Source organism: Aestuariicoccus sp. MJ-SS9, from assembly GCF_032586235.1.
Taxonomy (GTDB): Bacteria; Pseudomonadota; Alphaproteobacteria; order Rhodobacterales; family Rhodobacteraceae; genus Aestuariicoccus.
On sequence record NZ_JAWHTD010000010.1, the window covers coordinates 39,809 to 55,953 of the forward strand.

17 protein-coding genes and 1 pseudogene are annotated in these 16,145 nt (G+C 67.4%); 10 read left to right on the forward strand and 8 right to left on the reverse strand.

From position 1 onward, the window contains the following. Positions 1–32: 32 nt before the first annotated feature. Both RXV88_RS09435 and RXV88_RS09440 read right to left on the reverse strand, forming a co-directional pair. Complete coding sequence (locus tag RXV88_RS09435; protein ID WP_316292282.1) at positions 33–557, reverse strand: holin family protein; 525 nt, start codon at positions 555–557, stop codon at positions 33–35. Continuing rightward, positions 554–1,177, reverse strand: coding sequence for a holin-associated N-acetylmuramidase (locus RXV88_RS09440; RefSeq protein WP_316292284.1), 624 nt, complete (start codon positions 1,175–1,177; stop codon positions 554–556). Before RXV88_RS09440 ends, RXV88_RS09435 begins: the two co-directional genes overlap by 4 nt. Positions 1,178–1,266: 89 nt before the next feature. Between RXV88_RS09440 and RXV88_RS09445 the strand changes: the two genes are divergently transcribed. Beyond that, positions 1,267–1,683: a cupin domain-containing protein gene (locus RXV88_RS09445; RefSeq protein WP_316292285.1), complete on the forward strand. Its 417-nt coding sequence runs from the start codon at positions 1,267–1,269 to the stop codon at positions 1,681–1,683. A gap of 33 nt (positions 1,684–1,716) precedes the next feature. Here RXV88_RS09445 and pgi read toward each other — a convergent pair whose 3' ends face one another. The 3 genes from pgi to zwf are packed head-to-tail and all read right to left on the reverse strand — an operon-like array spanning position 1,717 to position 5,431. Next, positions 1,717–3,297, reverse strand: a complete 1,581-nt coding sequence (pgi, locus tag RXV88_RS09450) for a glucose-6-phosphate isomerase (protein WP_316292286.1) — start codon at positions 3,295–3,297, stop codon at positions 1,717–1,719. Positions 3,298–3,302: 5 nt separating this feature from the next. Continuing rightward, a complete protein-coding gene (gene pgl, locus RXV88_RS09455; protein WP_316292288.1) occupies positions 3,303–3,980 on the reverse strand; it encodes a 6-phosphogluconolactonase in 678 nt (225 codons plus the stop codon). Continuing rightward, positions 3,977–5,431, reverse strand: coding sequence for a glucose-6-phosphate dehydrogenase (zwf, locus tag RXV88_RS09460; protein ID WP_316292290.1), 1,455 nt, complete (start codon positions 5,429–5,431; stop codon positions 3,977–3,979). Before zwf ends, pgl begins: the two co-directional genes overlap by 4 nt. Positions 5,432–5,619: 188 nt before the next feature. Here zwf and RXV88_RS09465 point away from each other — a divergent pair, with 188 nt between their 5' ends. The 5 genes from RXV88_RS09465 (at position 5,620) to RXV88_RS09485 (ending at position 10,036) form a co-directional block, all read left to right on the forward strand. Further along, complete coding sequence (locus RXV88_RS09465) at positions 5,620–6,567, forward strand: radical SAM protein (RefSeq protein ID WP_316292292.1); 948 nt, start codon at positions 5,620–5,622, stop codon at positions 6,565–6,567. Between the two features lie 62 nt (positions 6,568–6,629). Then, a complete protein-coding gene (locus RXV88_RS09470) occupies positions 6,630–7,571 on the forward strand; it encodes a nucleoside hydrolase (RefSeq protein ID WP_316292293.1) in 942 nt (313 codons plus the stop codon). A gap of 19 nt (positions 7,572–7,590) precedes the next feature. Next, positions 7,591–8,124: a hypothetical protein gene (locus RXV88_RS09475; RefSeq protein ID WP_316292295.1), complete on the forward strand. Its 534-nt coding sequence runs from the start codon at positions 7,591–7,593 to the stop codon at positions 8,122–8,124. Positions 8,125–8,131: 7 nt separating this feature from the next. After that, complete coding sequence (locus RXV88_RS09480; RefSeq protein ID WP_316292297.1) at positions 8,132–8,578, forward strand: GNAT family N-acetyltransferase; 447 nt, start codon at positions 8,132–8,134, stop codon at positions 8,576–8,578. A gap of 39 nt (positions 8,579–8,617) precedes the next feature. Continuing rightward, positions 8,618–10,036 carry a protein adenylyltransferase SelO gene (locus RXV88_RS09485; RefSeq protein ID WP_316292299.1) on the forward strand — a complete coding sequence of 473 codons (1,419 nt, stop codon included), beginning with the start codon at positions 8,618–8,620 and terminating at the stop codon, positions 10,034–10,036. 76 nt (positions 10,037–10,112) lie between these two features. Here RXV88_RS09485 and RXV88_RS09490 read toward each other — a convergent pair whose 3' ends face one another. Beyond that, complete coding sequence (locus RXV88_RS09490) at positions 10,113–11,006, reverse strand: DMT family transporter (RefSeq protein ID WP_316292300.1); 894 nt, start codon at positions 11,004–11,006, stop codon at positions 10,113–10,115. A 138-nt stretch (positions 11,007–11,144) separates the two neighbouring features. On the opposite strand from RXV88_RS09490, the gene RXV88_RS09495 reads away from it, so the two are divergent. Together RXV88_RS09495 and RXV88_RS09500 are read left to right on the forward strand one after the other, a co-directional pair. Beyond that, positions 11,145–11,999 (forward strand): DUF533 domain-containing protein, encoded by an 855-nt coding sequence (locus RXV88_RS09495; protein ID WP_316292301.1) that lies wholly within the window; start codon positions 11,145–11,147, stop codon positions 11,997–11,999. 64 nt (positions 12,000–12,063) lie between these two features. Then, on the forward strand, positions 12,064–12,927 hold the full coding sequence (locus RXV88_RS09500; protein ID WP_316292304.1) for a DMT family transporter: 864 nt from the start codon (positions 12,064–12,066) through the stop codon (positions 12,925–12,927). Here RXV88_RS09500 and RXV88_RS09505 read toward each other — a convergent pair. Next, positions 12,924–14,162, reverse strand: a complete 1,239-nt coding sequence (locus RXV88_RS09505) for a DEAD/DEAH box helicase (protein ID WP_316292305.1) — start codon at positions 14,160–14,162, stop codon at positions 12,924–12,926. The two genes, RXV88_RS09500 and RXV88_RS09505, sit on opposite strands and share 4 nt — an antisense overlap. 334 nt (positions 14,163–14,496) lie before the next feature. Between RXV88_RS09505 and RXV88_RS09510 the strand changes: the two genes are divergently transcribed. Continuing rightward, a complete protein-coding gene (locus RXV88_RS09510) occupies positions 14,497–14,907 on the forward strand; it encodes a Fur family transcriptional regulator (protein WP_316292307.1) in 411 nt (136 codons plus the stop codon). 38 nt (positions 14,908–14,945) lie between these two features. Then, positions 14,946–15,122, forward strand: a pseudogene (locus RXV88_RS09515) (transcriptional repressor); the annotation flags it as partial. 65 nt (positions 15,123–15,187) lie between these two features. On the opposite strand, the gene RXV88_RS09520 reads toward RXV88_RS09515, so the two are convergent. Next, positions 15,188–16,090, reverse strand: coding sequence for a fructose bisphosphate aldolase (locus tag RXV88_RS09520; protein ID WP_316292309.1), 903 nt, complete (start codon positions 16,088–16,090; stop codon positions 15,188–15,190). Positions 16,091–16,145 lie beyond the last annotated feature (55 nt).

Genomic DNA, 16,145 nt, shown 5'->3' on the forward strand with positions numbered 1-16,145 from the left:
CGGCCCGCCGCCTGTTCACTTTGTCGCGGGGCTCAGCCGCGCTTGGCGCGCCACTCGGCCAGCGCGGGGTTGTCCGCGGCCGGCGGCTCCGTGCCGGCGTCCGGATCCTCGATCTGCCGCACGCGCCGGGCCACGTCCGGTGCGGCCGCCAACGTCGCGGCCAGGTCGCGCTGGAAATCCTGCCCCTTGGCCTGATGGCGCGCACCGAAATAAAAGCTGACGATCGCCCCCAGCAGCCACCAGAGCGGTTCCGGCACCAGCGCGATGCCGCTCATCCGCGCGGCGAACCACACCGGGTCGAGCATGGCCGTGACGAAAAGCGCAAGCGTTCCCAGCGCCATGGCCGGGCGCGGGATGCGGTTGAGCGCATCCATGAAGCGGTCGAACCGGGTGCGCCGGCCCTTGAGGAACTCTGCCGCGAATTGCTCCAGCGCCCGGCCCTGTAGGCCGAACCCGCGCTCGGCCTCGGCCTCGGCGTTGATGCGAAAGACCTCGGCGGTTTCGGCCACCACGTTGCGCCCGCCGCCGAAGAGCAGCTTGAAAAGCGGGCCGATCATGTCCAGCCCTCCACCCGCGCGCGGAACTGCGCGCCGCTCAGGTGATAGCGCGGGGCGATGAATTCCTCGGCGCGCTTGATCCAGCCGCCCTTGCCGCCCGCGCGGCTGCGGGCGTATTTGCGGCTGGCCGGGCGGCGGTCGGCCAGGTCGAAGTAATAGCTGCGCCGGGCGATGCCATAGGCATCGGCCAGGTGGTTGGGGGCCTTGGCCTGCGCGCGCGCCGCCGCGGCGATGGTGCGCGGCCCGATGACGCCATCGACCGCCACCTCGAGCCCCATCTCGCACAACAGCCGCTGCAGGATCTTCACCGCGTTGGCGCCCGCGTTGACATACATGTCGAAGACCGTGGCGTGCAGCGTGTCGGGCAATTCGGCGATGCGGGGGCGCAGGAAATAATGCTGAACGAAGATCCCGACCGCCTGATCGCGGCTCAGTCGGCGGACGTCGTCCGAGGTCACCGCCCCGTCGCCGTTCAGATCCAGCCCCAGCCGCCGCATCGTGTGGATGGTGACGCCGTGGTTGGTGGCCCCGCCGGGATCGTCGGGGTCGTTGACATAACCGCCCTCGCGGGCGACGATTTGCTCGGCCAGGTGCTGGACGGATTTGGTGAATTGGGACATGACGGCCTCTCGCGGGTGACTGCTCGGTGCGGGAAGCGTCGGTAAAACTGGTTAACCGTGCCTCATGGCACCGAACGCCGGAGCAAGAGATGACAGCGGACGAGATCATCGCGGCGCTCGATCTGGCGCCCCATCCCGAGGGCGGGCATTACCGCCAGACCTGGGTGGCCGAGGGCGCCGGGCGGCCCGCGGGCACCTGCATCTATTTCCTGCTCAAGGGCGGCGAGGCGAGCCATTGGCACCGGGTCGACGCCGCCGAGATCTGGCATTTCTACGCCGGCGCGCCGCTGATCCTGTCGCTGGCGGAAACCGAGGCGGGCCCGCGTCGCGACCTGACCCTCGGCCCCGACCTGGCCGCGGGGGCGCGGCCGCAGGCTATCGTGCCGCCCGAGTGGTGGCAGGCCGCGCGCAGCACCGGCGACTGGACGCTGGTGGGCTGCACGGTGTCTCCCGGCTTCCGGTTCGAGGGCTTCACCCTCGCACCGCCGGGTTTCGACATCGCCTGAGGCACGAGGTCCCGGACCACGTCCGGGACCGGGTCAGCCGTTACGCTGGATGAAGTCGACCAGCTGCCGGGTCGAGCCGTCCTTGCCGTCCGCCGATGCGTCGCCCGACACGATCGGCCCCAGCGCGGTCGCCAACTCCTTGCCCAGCTCGACACCCCATTGGTCGAAGGAGTTGATGCCGAGGATCACCCCCTCGACGAACACACGGTGTTCGTAAAGCGCGATGATGCGGCCCAGCGTTTCGGGATCGAGCCTGGGGTAGACCAGCGTGGTCGAGGGCCGGTTGCCCGGGAAGACCCGGTGGCGGGCCTGGCGTTCCAGCTCGTCGCCCTCGAACTTGCCGGCCATCATGCCCCGCGCCTCGTCCAGCGAGCGGCCGCGCATCAGCGCCTCGGATTGCGCCAGGCAATTGGCCACCAGAAGCGTGTGGTGATGCGCCAAATCCGGCTCATGCCCCGCCGCGGCGACCATGAATTCACACGGCACCACGCGCGTGCCCTGATGGATCAGCTGATAAAAGGCGTGCTGGCCGTTCGTCCCCGGCTCGCCCCAGACGACGGGGCCGGACTCGACCGTCAGGTCCGCGCCGTCCATCGACACGCGCTTGCCGTTGCTCTCCATCTCGAGCTGTTGCAGATAGGCCGGCAGCCGCGCGAGACGGTTGTCGTAGGGCAGCACGGCGCGGGTCGCATAGCCCAGCCCCTGGTTGTGCCAGATCCCCACCAGCGCCAGCAGAACCGGCATGTTCCGGTGCAGCGGCGCGTCCTGGAAATGCCGATCCATCGCCTGCGCCCCGCGCAGGAAGGCGCGGAAAGCCTCCGGCCCGATGGCGATCATCAGCGACAACCCGATCGGCCCCCAGACCGAATAGCGCCCGCCGACCCAATCCTCGAACCCCAGAACCCGGTCCCCGGGGATGTCGAACTCGGCCGCCTTTTCCTTGTTGCTGGACAGCGCGATGAACTTGCCCTCCAGCGACACGCCCTTGTTCTGCAGCCAGGCGCGGGCGGTGCGGGCGTTGGTCATCGTCTCGATGGTGGTGAAGGTCTTGGAGGCGACGATGAAAAGCGTCTTTTCCGGATCGCAGAGTTTGAGCGTATCGGCGATGTCGGCCCCGTCGACGTTCGACACGAAATGACATTTCGGCCCATCGTGATAGGGCGAAAGCGCCCGCGCGGCCATCGCCGGGCCGAGGTCCGAACCACCGATGCCGATATTCACGACGTCCGTCACATCCGACGCGCGCACCTCGTCGGCCAGCCGCGCCATCCGGTCGAGCGTGTCGAGCACACCCGGCATCACATCCTCGCCATCCACCAGAACCGGCCCGCCGTCGAGATTGCGCAGCGCGGTGTGCAGCACCGCGCGGCCCTCGGTCTCGTTGATCTTGTCGCCGCCGAACATGGCCGCGCGCCTGGCCTCAAGCCCGCAATCCTGCGCCAGCGCCACCAATGCGGCCCGCACCTGTTCGTCCATCAGCGTCTTCGAATAGTCGAAGAGCATGCCGTCCGCTTCCAGGCTGAATTCCTTGGCGCGATTGGCGTTCTTCGCAAAAAGCGCCGCGATTTCATTGCCTTGACGGCTTTGTGCCAGGTTTTTCAGATCATCCCACATGCGTTTCACTCCGCCCAATGTACTTTCGCCCCGTCGAGCACCGCGTTGATCGGCGCCTCGCTCGCGGGTTTGCCTTTTGCCGCTTCAAGTGCGGCGCGTTTCTCGGCACCGAAGATCAGAACGTGCTTGGCCATCGCCCCGTTCAGCACCCGTGCCGACAGCGTGACGCGCGGTTCCGGCGCACCGGGCGCCGAGATCGGCACCAGGACCGGCGCGCGCGGATCGAGCGCCGCCGCCAGCCTGTCCGCCCCGGGAAAGAGCGACGCGGTATGCAGATCCGCGCCCATGCCCAGCAGCACCACCGCCAGAGGCAGTTCCGGCGCGATCTGCTCGGACAGGGCGGCCAGCACCCGGTCCGGGTCGTCCTCGCCCTGGCAGATCGGCAGGAACCGCGCCGCGGCCGCGCGGTCCACCAGCAGGCGTTCGCGCAAAAGCCGCGTGTTGGACCGCTCGCTGTCCTCGGGCACCCAACGTTCGTCGGTCAGCAGGACATCGACCCGCGCCCAATCCAGATCGACCGCGCAGAGATCGTCAAAGACCGGCCCCGGCGACGTCCCCCCCGGCACCGCCAGCGCCACGCGGTCGTTGTTCTTCAGCGCCGAGCGCAGGTCGCCCGCCAGCTGGTCGGCAAGGTCGATCGCCAGCATCTCGCGATCGGGATAGTCGATGAAGTCGTAGGTCATGTCCGGATCTCCCGCCATCTGCGTCCATCGCGGTGCATCAGCATCAGCGCGTCCTCGGGCCCCGCGCTGCCCGGATCGTAGGGCTTGGGCACGTCGCCGCGCGCGGTCCACCCTTCGATCAGCGGATCGGTCCAGGCCCAGGCCGCTTCGACCTCGTCGCCCCGCATGAACAACGTCTGATTACCACGAATCACGTCCATGATCAGGCGTTCATAGGCATCGGTCACGTCCTGCGCGTCGGGCCCCAGCGCGTCGGCAAAGCTCATGTCCAGGGGCACATCGACCAAACGCATCCCCCCCGGCCCCGGTTCCTTGATCGTCACATCCAGCGTCATGCCTTCGTTCGGCTGCAGCCGGATCACCAGCACGTTGCGATGCCGCCCGGCCTCGGCCCCGAAGATCGAATGGGGCGCGTCCTTGAACACCACCGCGATTTCCGACGCCCGCGCGCGCAGCTTTTTGCCGGTGCGCAGATAGAACGGCGTGCCGGCCCACCGCCAGTTCGAGATATGGCACTTGAGCGCGATGAAGGATTCGGTCGTGGACCGCGGATCCTCGACATCGTCGCGGTAGTCGGGATCGCCATTGGTGGCCGCATATTGCCCGCGCACGATGTGGTGCGGATCGACCGGTTCGAGCGCCCGGATCACCTTGAGCTTTTCATCGCGCACCGAGTCGGGCTCGAATTTCGCCGGCGGCTCCATCGCGATCAGGCAGAAAAGCTGCATCAGGTGGTTCTGCACCATGTCCCGCATTGCGCCCGACTTGTCGTAATAGCCGCCGCGCCCGCCGACACCGACGGTCTCGGCGACGGTGATCTGGATGTGATCGACGTATTGCGCGTTCCAAAGCGGCTCGAAGAGCACGTTGGCGAACCGCACGGCCATCAGATTCTGCACCGTCTCTTTGCCCAGATAATGGTCGATGCGGTAGATCTGACTTTCGTCGAAATGCTGCGCCAGCGTCCGGTTCAGCGCGCGGGCGCTGGCCAGGTCGTGACCAAAGGGTTTTTCGACCACGATACGGCTGTCCGCCGTGGCCAGACCGTTGCTGTGCAGCCGCTCGGCGATTGCGCCGAAAAGGCTCGGACCGACCGAGAAATAGAACGCCCGCACACAGCCCTCGCGCATCCGCCCCTTGAGCTGCGCCCAGCCGCCGGTGCCCGTTGCGTCTACGGTTTCATAGCCAATCCGCTCGAGAAAGCGGGCGATCTGGTCATCCTCGCCCGGCGGCACGCCGCCGAATTCGCGGATCGCATCAGCCACCATCTGGCGATAGCCGGCATCGTCCATCTCGGAACGCGCGGCGCCGATGATCGCGGCGTCTTCGGGCATCTGCCCGGCGCAGAACCGGCGATAGAGGCCGGGCAGGATCTTGCGGCGGGCCAGATCGCCGGTGCCGCCGAAAATGACGAGGTCGAAGGGGTCTACAGGAATGACGCGGGATACCATCACAAGGCTCCATTCATTTTGCCCGAGGGCGTCGTTAGCGCTAACGCGTGCGGCTTACCCGATGATCTAGCGAGAGTCTAACCTTCTCAACGCACTTCACAATGGTGTCAGGCAGAAAAGACACGGCTGGCCTTGCGTGTCCCTGCGCGCTAGCCATCCCTGCAACCAGTTACAGGATGCCCGAGCCGATGAAAGACACTGCGCCCGCCAATGCCGGCAAGTTTCAAGACCCCCGCGTCACCGCCAAGGGCGACACCCGCGCCACCGTCGCACTGAGCCATCCCGAAACGCTCTGGTTCAACACCGGGACGCTTTGTAACATCGAATGCGTCAATTGCTATATCGAAAGCTCTCCGTCCAACGACAGGCTGGTCTATATCACCCGCGCCGAGGTCGACGACTATCTCGACCAGCTCGACGACAGGCAGTGGAACGTGCGCGAAATCGGCTTTACCGGCGGCGAACCTTTCATGAACCCCGAGATGATCGGCATCGCCGAAACCTGTCTGGCGCGCGGCTATGAGGTGCTGATCCTGACCAACGCCATGCGCCCGATGATGCGCAAGACGATGCGCGCGGGCCTCGAGGCGCTGCAGCGGGACTATGGCGACCGGTTGACGCTGCGGATCTCGGTGGATCACCATTCCCCTGACCTGCACGACGCCGAGCGCGGCGCGGGCGCCTTCGACAAGACGCTCGAGGGGATGCGCTGGCTGCGCGATACAGGGATTCGCATGGCCGTCGCCGGGCGCACGGTCTGGGGCGACACCGAGGCCGCCTCGCGCGCGGGCTACGCCGATCTCTACGCCCGCGAGGGATTCCGGATCGACGCCTTCGACCCCGCTGAGACCGTGCTCTTCCCCGAGATGGACGAATCCGCCGAAGTGGCCGAAATCTCGACCGAATGCTGGGACATCCTGGGCAAATCCCCCGACGCGGTCATGTGCAGCTCGTCGCGCATGGTGGTCAAGCGCAGGGGCGCCGCCCGCCCCTCCGTCGTGGCCTGCACCCTGCTGCCCTACGATCCGCAATTCGAGCTTGGCGAAACCCTGGCCGAGGCCGAGCGGGATGTCGCGCTCAACCATCCCCATTGCGCGAAATTCTGCGTGCTGGGCGGGGCCTCCTGCTCGGCCTGACGCATTCGGCTTGAACCCCGTCCCTGCCCATGCGACCACCAGCTAAAAGGCAGGAGACAGGCATGAGCGCGCGCAAGATCATCATCGACACCGATCCCGGCCAGGACGACGCGGTCGCGATTCTGCTGGCGCTCGCCGCCCCCGAAGAGATCGAGGTGCTGGGCATCACCGCCGTTGCGGGCAACGTGCCGCTGCACCTGACCGAACGCAACGCCCGCATCGTCTGCGAGCTGGCGGGACGGCACGACATGCGCGTCTTTGCGGGCTGCGACGCGCCGCTGAAACGCAAGCTGGTGACGGCCGAACATGTGCACGGCAAAACCGGGCTCGAAGGGCCCGTCTTGCCCGACCCGACCATGCCGCTGCAGGACCTGCACGCTGTGCAGTTCATCATCGATACCCTGCGCGCCGAACCCGAGGGCAGCGTCACGCTCTGCCCGCTGGGCCCGCTCACCAACATCGCCACCGCCCTGACCGAGGCCCCCGACATCGCCCCGCGCGTGGCCGAGATCGTGCTGATGGGCGGTGCCTATTTCGAGGTGGGCAACATCACGCCCACGGCCGAATTCAACATTTACGTCGACCCGGAAGCCGCTGAAATCGTGTTTAAATCCGGCATTTCGATTACGGCGATGCCGCTGGACGTGACGCACAAGGCGCTGGTCACCGCCCCGCGCAACGACGCCTTCCGCGCCTTGGGCACGCCGGTGGGTTCTGCGGTCGCGCAGATGACCGACTTCTTCGAGCGGTTCGACAAGGAAAAATACGGCAGCGCCGGCGCGCCGCTGCACGACCCCTGCGTGACCGCCTATCTGATCCGCCCCGATCTCTTTTCCGGGCGGCACATCAACGTCGAAATCGAAACCCGGTCGGACCTGACCCTCGGCATGACCGTCGCGGATTGGTGGCGCGTCTCGGGCCGCCCGGCCAACGCCACCTTCATGGGCGATCTGGATGCCGAGGGCTTTTTCACCCTGCTGACCGAGCGTCTGGCCCGGCTCTGATATTAAAGGACCTTTCTTCATGCGCACTGTTCTCAATACCCTCATTCTCTGCCTCGCCGCCCCCTTCGCCGCCGCGCAGGAATTCGACGACCGCTGGGCGGTCGTCGGCACTTTCGACGTCACGGTCGAGGGCGAGGCGATCACGCTCTATGCTCTGGACGATCTTGAAAAATCACGCGATTTCATCGACATAACAAGGATGAACCCCTTCACCGTCTACGCCGTGAGCGGCGCCGCGCTTGGTGATGACGGCCAGCCGGCCCGGCCTTACGTCACCGTGATGATCGGCCCCTTTTCGTCGTCGCCCGGCCCCGAGGCCGACGTGGAATGGCGTGCCGACGGCAAGGCCTATTTCGCCAATATCGACAGCGGCACGACCGGCAGCCTGAACGATTTCGCCCTGACCGACGATGGCGCGCTCAGCTTTTCGTTCTCCGCCGACACGCTGATCGAAATGAAGACCGATGCGGACTGGAACTATGTCCCCGTCGAGGGCAGCGCGCCGATCGCGGTCTCGGGCCGGTTTCAAGGCCGCCTGATCGAGGAAGAGTGACCCCCGCATGAGATCGCTGCACCTCGCCACGCCCGACGATCTGGCCAAGCTGCTGCCGCTGGTCACGGCCTTCCACGCGGAAATGGGTTATGACACCGAGACCGAGGCGCTGAGCGCCGCTTTGTCGCCCCTGCTGGATGGTTCGCCGCACGGCGCGGTGTGGCTGATCGGGCCACGCCGCGCGCCGGTGGGCTATATCGCCGTGACCTTCGGCTGGTCGATCGAATACGGCGGGCTGGACGCGATCATGGACGAGCTCTTCATCCGCCCCGCCGTGCGCGGCCGCGGCATGGGGTACGAGGCGGTCGCCGGCATCGCCAAAGCGCTGAAAGAGGGCGGCGTGCGTGCCCTGCATCTCGAGGTGCGGCGCGACGACGAGGGCACGCAGCGCTTCTACCGCCGCGCCCGCTTTGCCCCGCGCGACGTGTACATGTTCATGAGCCGCGTGCTCTGACCCCTTGGGCGCGCGCCCGTTCCGGACTAGATAAGGGCCATGACGCTGCACATTCCCTTCGACAACACCTATGCCCGCCTGCCCTCGGGCTTCTTCAGCCGGCAGGCGCCCACACCCGTCAGCGCGCCGTCGCTGGTCGCCTTCAACGACGCGCTCGCCGCCGATCTGGGCATCGCCGGGCATGACGACCCGCGCCTGGCCGCGGTCTTTGCCGGCAACGCCCTGCCCGAGGGCGCCGAGCCGCTGGCGCAGCTATATGCCGGGCACCAGTTCGGCCAGTTCAACCCGCAGCTCGGCGACGGCCGCGCGCTGCTGCTGGGCGAGGTCGTGGGCCGCGACGGCATCCGCCGCGACATCCAGCTCAAGGGGTCGGGCCCCACGCCTTACAGCCGCATGGGCGACGGGCGCGCCTGGCTGGGCCCGGTGCTGCGCGAATACGTGGTCTCCGAGGCGATGCACGCACTCGGCGTGCCCACCACCCGGGCGCTCGCGGCCGTGCGCACCGGCGATCCGGTCCTGCGCGAAGGTCCCCTGCCCGGCGCGGTGCTGACCCGCGTGGCGCAAAGCCATATCCGCGTCGGCACCTTCCAGATCTTCGCCGCCCGCCGCGACGCCGGCGCGCTGCAGACGCTCTACGACTACACGCTCGCCCGCCACGACCCCGAGGCTGACGGCCCCGCCGACCTCCTGCAACGGGTGATCCGGTGGCAGGCCGCGCTGGTGGCGCAATGGATGAGCCTGGGCTTCATCCACGGCGTGATGAACACCGACAATTGCACATTGTCGGGGGAAACCATCGACTACGGCCCCTGCGCTTTCATGGACGCATACGACCCCGAAACCGTGTTCTCCTCGATCGACCGCTTCGGGCGCTACGGCTATGCCGCGCAGGCCGACATCATCGTCTGGAACATGGCCCAGCTGGCCACCGCGCTGATCCCGCTCATGCCAGACCCAGAGGCCGCGGTCGAAGAGTTCACCGCCATGGTCCACGCCATGCCCGACCTCATCCGCGCCGAATGGCAGGCCCGATTTGCCGCCAAGATCGGCATTTCCGCCCCCCGCCCCGAGGACAAGACCCTCATCGCCGATCTGCTGACGCGGATGCAGGCGAACGGGGCCGATTTCACCAACACCTTCCGTGCGCTTGCCGATGGCACGGCGCGCGATCAGTTCACCGATCCCGCCGCCTTCGACCAATGGGCCGAGAGCTGGCAGGCGCGGCTTGGGGCCGAACCCGATCCGCAGGCGCTGATGCGCCGCGCCAACCCCGCCTTCATCCCCCGCAACCACCGTATCGAGCAGATGATCGCCGCCGCGGTCGAGGGCGACGACGCGCCCTTCCACCGTCTCAACACGGTCCTCGCCCGCCCCTACGACGATCAACCCGAGGCCGAGGACCTGCGCCGACCGCCCGCCCCTGACGAGGTCGTGCGCGCCACGTTCTGCGGCACGTGACCCTTTCCCTTCTTCTTGGCGAAAATACTCCGGGGGAGTCGCGGCCTGCCGCGACGGGGGCAGCGCCCCCGGCACGCTATACCACCGGGCGCTTGCGCCGGTTGATCAGCACGATCCCCACCGCCACCAGCCCCAGCCCGCCGATCACCCCCGGCCCCAACGGCTCACCCAAAAGCGCCCAGCCCATCAGCACCGACAGCACCGGCGACAGAAAGCTGAACGCCGCGATGTCCGAGGCCGGATAGATCGACATCAGCCGCAGCCAGAACAGAAACCCCAGGCTCGCCACGAACAGCGCCTGATAACCCAGCCCCCACAGATGCACCGCCGCCACCTCGCGCATCAGCGGGCCAAAGAGCGGCGCCAGCGCGCAGAGGCCCACCGCCGACACGCTCAACTGCCAGAAAAGCTGCGATTCAGGCTGCAAGGTCGACACCTTGGTCACCCGCACCGTCAGCGCGATGCCACACCAGGCAAACGCCGCCGCCAGCGCCAGCGCATCGCCGCGCCAATCGCCCGCGCCGCGGCTCTCTGGATCGGCCAGCGCCCAGGCCACCCCGGCCATGGCCAGCACCAGACCCAGCACCCGGCGGCGGCTCAGCGTCTCGCCCGGCAGCACCACATGCGCGATCAGCGCCAGCCAGACCGGCATGGAATAAAACAGGATCGACACCCGCGACACGGTGCTCAGGTCGAGCGCAATGAACAGGAACACGAATTCGATCGTAAAGAACCCGCCCAGCATCATCCCCGGCCAGAACGTCTCGCGCAGACCGGCGATGCGCTTGCCCCGGACCCAAACCCACAGGAAAAGGATCCCCAGCGCCAGCACCGACCGCAGCCCGGCCGCGAAGACCGGGCCAAAGCCGCCGTTGGTGACCTTGATCACCACCTGGTTGAACGCCAGCACCGTGGCGAAGGTCACCAGCCCCGCCGCGCCCGCCAGATCGATGGAGCTCCGTCTTTGCATGCCTCTCCTAGACTGCCTTGCGGCCGCGGCGTCAATCCCGGAACGCCGCGCGGGGGCCAAAGGTTTACAGCCGCGCCCGATCTGTCATGCTGTCGGCAAGGTGCCGCGTCCGGATCGGGAGGAACAGGAATGGGTCTCATGTCAACTCTGGCGAAGGTCGCCATCGGCTATGCCGCCGCGCGCGGCGTCGACAGGCTGTCGGGCGGCGGCGGCTTGCAGGGCCTGCTGGGCGGCGGCGCGCAGATCAAGGGCAAGGACCCCACCGCGGCGGCGCAGGCGCAGCTCGGTCAGGCGATGTCGGGCGGCGGGGCCTCGGGCAATCCGATGCAGGACCTGATGGCCCAGATGCAACAAGACGGCCTGGGCGCGATGATGGGCGGCGCCGGTGGCGCCGACAACCCGATGGCCGCGATGATGGACAAGATGCAGGCCGGGGGCTTCGACCTTTCGTCGCTCATGGGCGGCGCGGCGTCACCGGGTCAGGACGCCCAGAAAGGCGGGCTCTTGTCCGGCGTTCCGACCGGCGGCACCGGGCTTGCGGGCCTTCTGGCCGCGGCGGGCGGCGCGGCGGCGCTGCAGGGCAAGGGCGTCGGCGCGATGCTCGACCAGTTCAACACCCGCGACACCGCCCCCGAGGCCGAGGCCACCGCCGGGCTGATGCTGCGCGCGATGATCCAGGCCGCCAAGGCCGATGGCGAAATCGACGCCGCCGAAAAGGCCCGGATCCTCGACACTTTGGGCGACGATGCCGATGCCGAGGACATCGCTTTCGTCAAAGCCCAGCTCGACGCGCCGGTGGATGCCGACGCGCTCGCCGCCGACACACCCGAGCAGCAGCGGATGCAGGTCTATTCCGCCTCGCTGATGACCATCCGCGTCGACACCGCCGCCGAGGCGCAATATCTCGACGCGCTGGCGCGGGCCATGGGGCTGGACGAGGTAACGGTGAACACGCTGCACATGCAGATGGGCCTTCAGCCGCTTTACAACTGACGCCCGCGATACGACACAGGCGCGCGGCCCGCCCTAGGGCCGCGTCTTTCGGATCGCACCGCCCATGACACGCACCCCCGCCTTCGGGCTTGCCCTCGCGACCTTCGGCGCGCTGACGCTGACGCCGGATGCGCTCTTCATGCGCTGGTCGGGCATGGCGGGATTGCAGATGCTGGGCTGGCGCGGCCTCTGCCTCGGCACGCTCTTTCTGCTACTCTGGCTGATGACGAGCCGCGCGCGTGCCTTCGATCTGCGCGCGGCGCTCACAGGCCCGGGCCTGATCGTGATCGCGGCGCAATATTTCAACGCCCTGCTGTTTCCTGTGGGCATCGCCACCGCGCCGGTCGCGGTGATGCTGCTGGGCGTGGCCACCGCGCCGGTTTGGGCCGCGCTGTTGTCGGGGCTGATCTTCGGCGAGCGCACGCCGCGCGCCACCTGGGTCGCGATCCTCTTCGTGCTGGCGGGCATTGCCCTCGCCGTCAGCGGCAAGGGCGACCTGGCGGTCAGCCCCGGCGCTCTGGCGGGGGCGGTCTGCGGGCTGGGCGTGGCGCTGTCGCTGGCCACGAATTTCACCATGCTGCGCCAGGCGCCTGAGGTGCCGCTGCTGCTGGCCATCGGCATCGGCGCCTTGCTTGCCGGATCGACCGGCTGGCTCGCCACCGGACCCGCGCAGATGACCCAAGGCACGCTCTGGGCGATCCTCGTGACCGGGCTGGTGATCCTGCCGGTGTCGTTCTTTTCGCTGTCCTTCGCCGCGCGCCACACGGCGGCGGCCAATGTCAGTCTGTTGCTCTTGCTGGAAACCGCGCTTGGCCCGGTCTGGGTCTGGCTCGGCACCGGAGAGGCGCCGACCCCCCGCATGATCGCGGGGGGCGCGGTCGTGATCGTGACGCTGGCGCTTTACCTTTCGCGCCAGCTGCGCCGCTAGGCGGCCTTGCGCCGCGCACGGCCCGGACGGTTGCGCCGCTGGGACCGAGGCTTGGCGCCGTCCCTGCGGGGCGCGCCGCCGCGCTTGGGCGCGGGCGTGTCGACACCCTCCCAGGGTCGGCCCGAGGCGACGGGGATCTCCGTCTTCATCACCTTCTGGATCGCGCGCAGCTCCTTGACTTCGTCAGGCGCGCAAAAGGCCACCGCCTGCCCGTCCATGCCCGCACGCGCGGTCCGACCGATACGGTGCACGTAATTGTCCGGCACATTCGGCAGATCGTAGTTGTAGACATGCCGCACAGCCGGAATATCGAGCCCCCGCGCCGCCACATCGGTGGCCACCAGCACCCGCAGCTCGCCATCGCGGAAGGCCTTCAGCGCGCGGTCGCGCTGCCCCTGGCTCTTGTTGCCATGGATCGACCCGGCGGCAAAGCCGGCCTTCTGTAGCGACTTCATCAGCCGCTCGGCCCCGTGCTTGGTGCGCGCAAAGACCAGCGCCAGCTCGTCGCGATGCTTGTCCAGCAGTTCGACCAGCAGCGCCGATTTCTCGGCCTTGGCGATGAAATGCAGCGACTGCGTGATCTTGTCGGCGGCCTTGCCCGGGGGCGAAACCTCGATCCGCTCGGGGTTTTTCAGATACGACCCGGCCAGTTCGGCCATCATCTTGGGCATCGTCGCCGAAAAGAGCATGGTCTGGCGGTCGTCCGGCAGATGCGGCACGATCTGACGCAGCGCATGGATGAACCCCATGTCGAGCATCTGGTCGGCCTCGTCCAGCACCAGGTATTTCGCCTGGCCCAGCCGCACCGCGCGGCGCTCAAGCAGGTCGATCAGCCGGCCCGGCGTCGCCACCAGGATATCGGTGCCCTTCTCCAGCCGGTTGGCCTGCGCATTCAGCGACTGGCCGCCCACGACCAACCCGATCTTCATCCGCGTGCCTTCTGTAAGCGCGCGCAGCACGGCGACGATCTGGCCCGCCAGTTCGCGCGTGGGCGCCAGAACCAGCCCCTGAACCTCTTTCGGCGCGGGGCGGCCCATCTCGGCGATGCGCGTGACCAGCGGCACGCCGAAGGCGGCGGTCTTGCCGGTGCCGGTCTGCGCCAGCCCCATCACATCGCGCCCCTCCAGCGCCAGCGGGATCGCCCGCGCCTGGATCGGGGTGGGCTGGGTCAGCCCCATGTCGTTCAGCCGCTGCAACACTGCATCCGGCAGACCCATCGTGGTAAAATCAGTCAAAATTCGTCTCTCTCTACCCCGTATCGAAAAACGGGGCCACACGGCCCCCCGGGCCGTCTCGGTGGAAAAGCGATGTCCGCCCCGCCGGCCTCGTGCCGGTCGCGGGCGCCCGCCCCTGCTCCACGCGTGATGTTGGAAGCTTGCGTTTCCTCATCCCCGCCGCATAAGGCTCTGGGGCGGCTCACGCGGCCAACAGGAAACTTGGTAGGGACATGGGCCGCGCGCGTACCAAAGTCAACCACCTATGCGGAAATGCACGCAATGAGGTGTTGGCCTCGCCCGCCGCATTTGGCAAAAGCGTAAGACGACCGACAGACGCGAGGACATCCGGCGCATGGCCGACACCATCACCAGCCGCTGCGAGGCAAAAGGCCTGCGCATGACCGACCAGCGCCGCATCATCGCCGAGGTGCTGCAAGAGGCGACCGATCACCCGGATGTCGAAGAGCTCTACGCCCGCGCCTCTGCGCGCGATCCGCGCATCTCCATCGCGACCGTCTACCGCACGGTCAAGCTCTTCGAAGAGGCGGGCATTCTCGACAAGGTCGAATTCGGCGACGGCCGCGCCCGCTACGAGGATGCCGAACGCGACCACCACGACCACCTGATCGACATGAATTCCGGCGAGGTGATCGAATTCCTCGACCCCGAAATCGAGGCCCTGCAGGAAAAGATCGCCGAGAAACTGGGCTACCGGCTCAAGGGCCACCGCCTCGAACTCTACGGCGTCCCGCTCAAGAAATAGCGCCCCGCCGCCCTGCTCATCTGGTCATGTATACCCCAGACCACCTGATCAACATGAACTGCGGCGAGGTGATCGATTTTCTCGTCCCGGAAATCGAGGCCCTGCAGGAAAAGATCGCAAGCAATCTGGACGACCGTCTCAAGGGCCACCGCCGCACCCTCTACGGCGCCCGGTCCAAAAAAATAGCGCCCCGCGCCCCCTTCACTGATCCATAAATATCCCGGGGGGTGTGGGGGGCTGGCCCCCCACTCCGGTCGGCGCCGCAGGCGCCGAAACCAGATCAGCCTGACGCCGCCGCGATCTTGTCGATATTGGCCCCCAGCGCCGCGTTGAACTCCGCCTCCGATTGCTGCTTCGACAGCCCCTCGGTCAGCGCGCGCGAGAACGACGCGATCATCTTGGGCTGGCGCGCCAGACGCTCGCAGGCCTCGTCGGTGGAATAGCCGCCCGACAGCGCCACGACCCGCATCACCCCCGGATGATCGGCGAGATCGTCGTAAAGCCCGTCCTCGCTCGGGATCGTCAGCTTGAGCATCACCTCCTCGCACTCGCCCAGCCGGTCCAGATGGGTCAGGATCGCGGCCTTCAGCATCGCCTCGGCCTCGGCCTTGGTCTCGGAATGGATGTTGACCTCGGGCTCGATGATAGGGATCAGCCCCGCGTCCAGCACCGTCCGCGCCACCGCGAATTGCTGGCCCACCACAGCCTCGATCCCCGCCTGATTGGCCGACTGGATCACCGACCGTTCCTTGGTCCCGAAGATGCCGAACCCGTTCGCGTCGGCCAGCAGATCGGCCAGACCCGGCATCGGCTTCATCAGCTGCACGCCGTCCTTTTCTTCCTCCAGACCCTTGTCGATCTTGAGGAACGGCACGATCCCGCGGTCCTCCCACAGCAGCTGCGCCACCGGCTTGCCGTCGATCTCGCCGCGCATGGTGCGCTCGAACAGGATCGCGCCGATCACCTTGTCGTTGGTAAAGCAGGGCGCGGTGATGATGCGCGCGCGCATCGCGTGGATCTCGGCGAACATCTCTTCGTCACCCGCGTAATCGCTTTCCTCGACGCCGTAGAGCCGCAGCGCCTTGGGCGTCGAGCCGCCCGACTGGTCCAGCGCGGCGATGAAGCCGCTGGCGCTGCGCATCTGCTCGGCCTGCTTTGCCGTCACGTCCGGATCGGTTCCCATCTTTCGCTCCACCCTTTGAAATCCATGATCGTCCAAAGGATTACCTTATGCACAG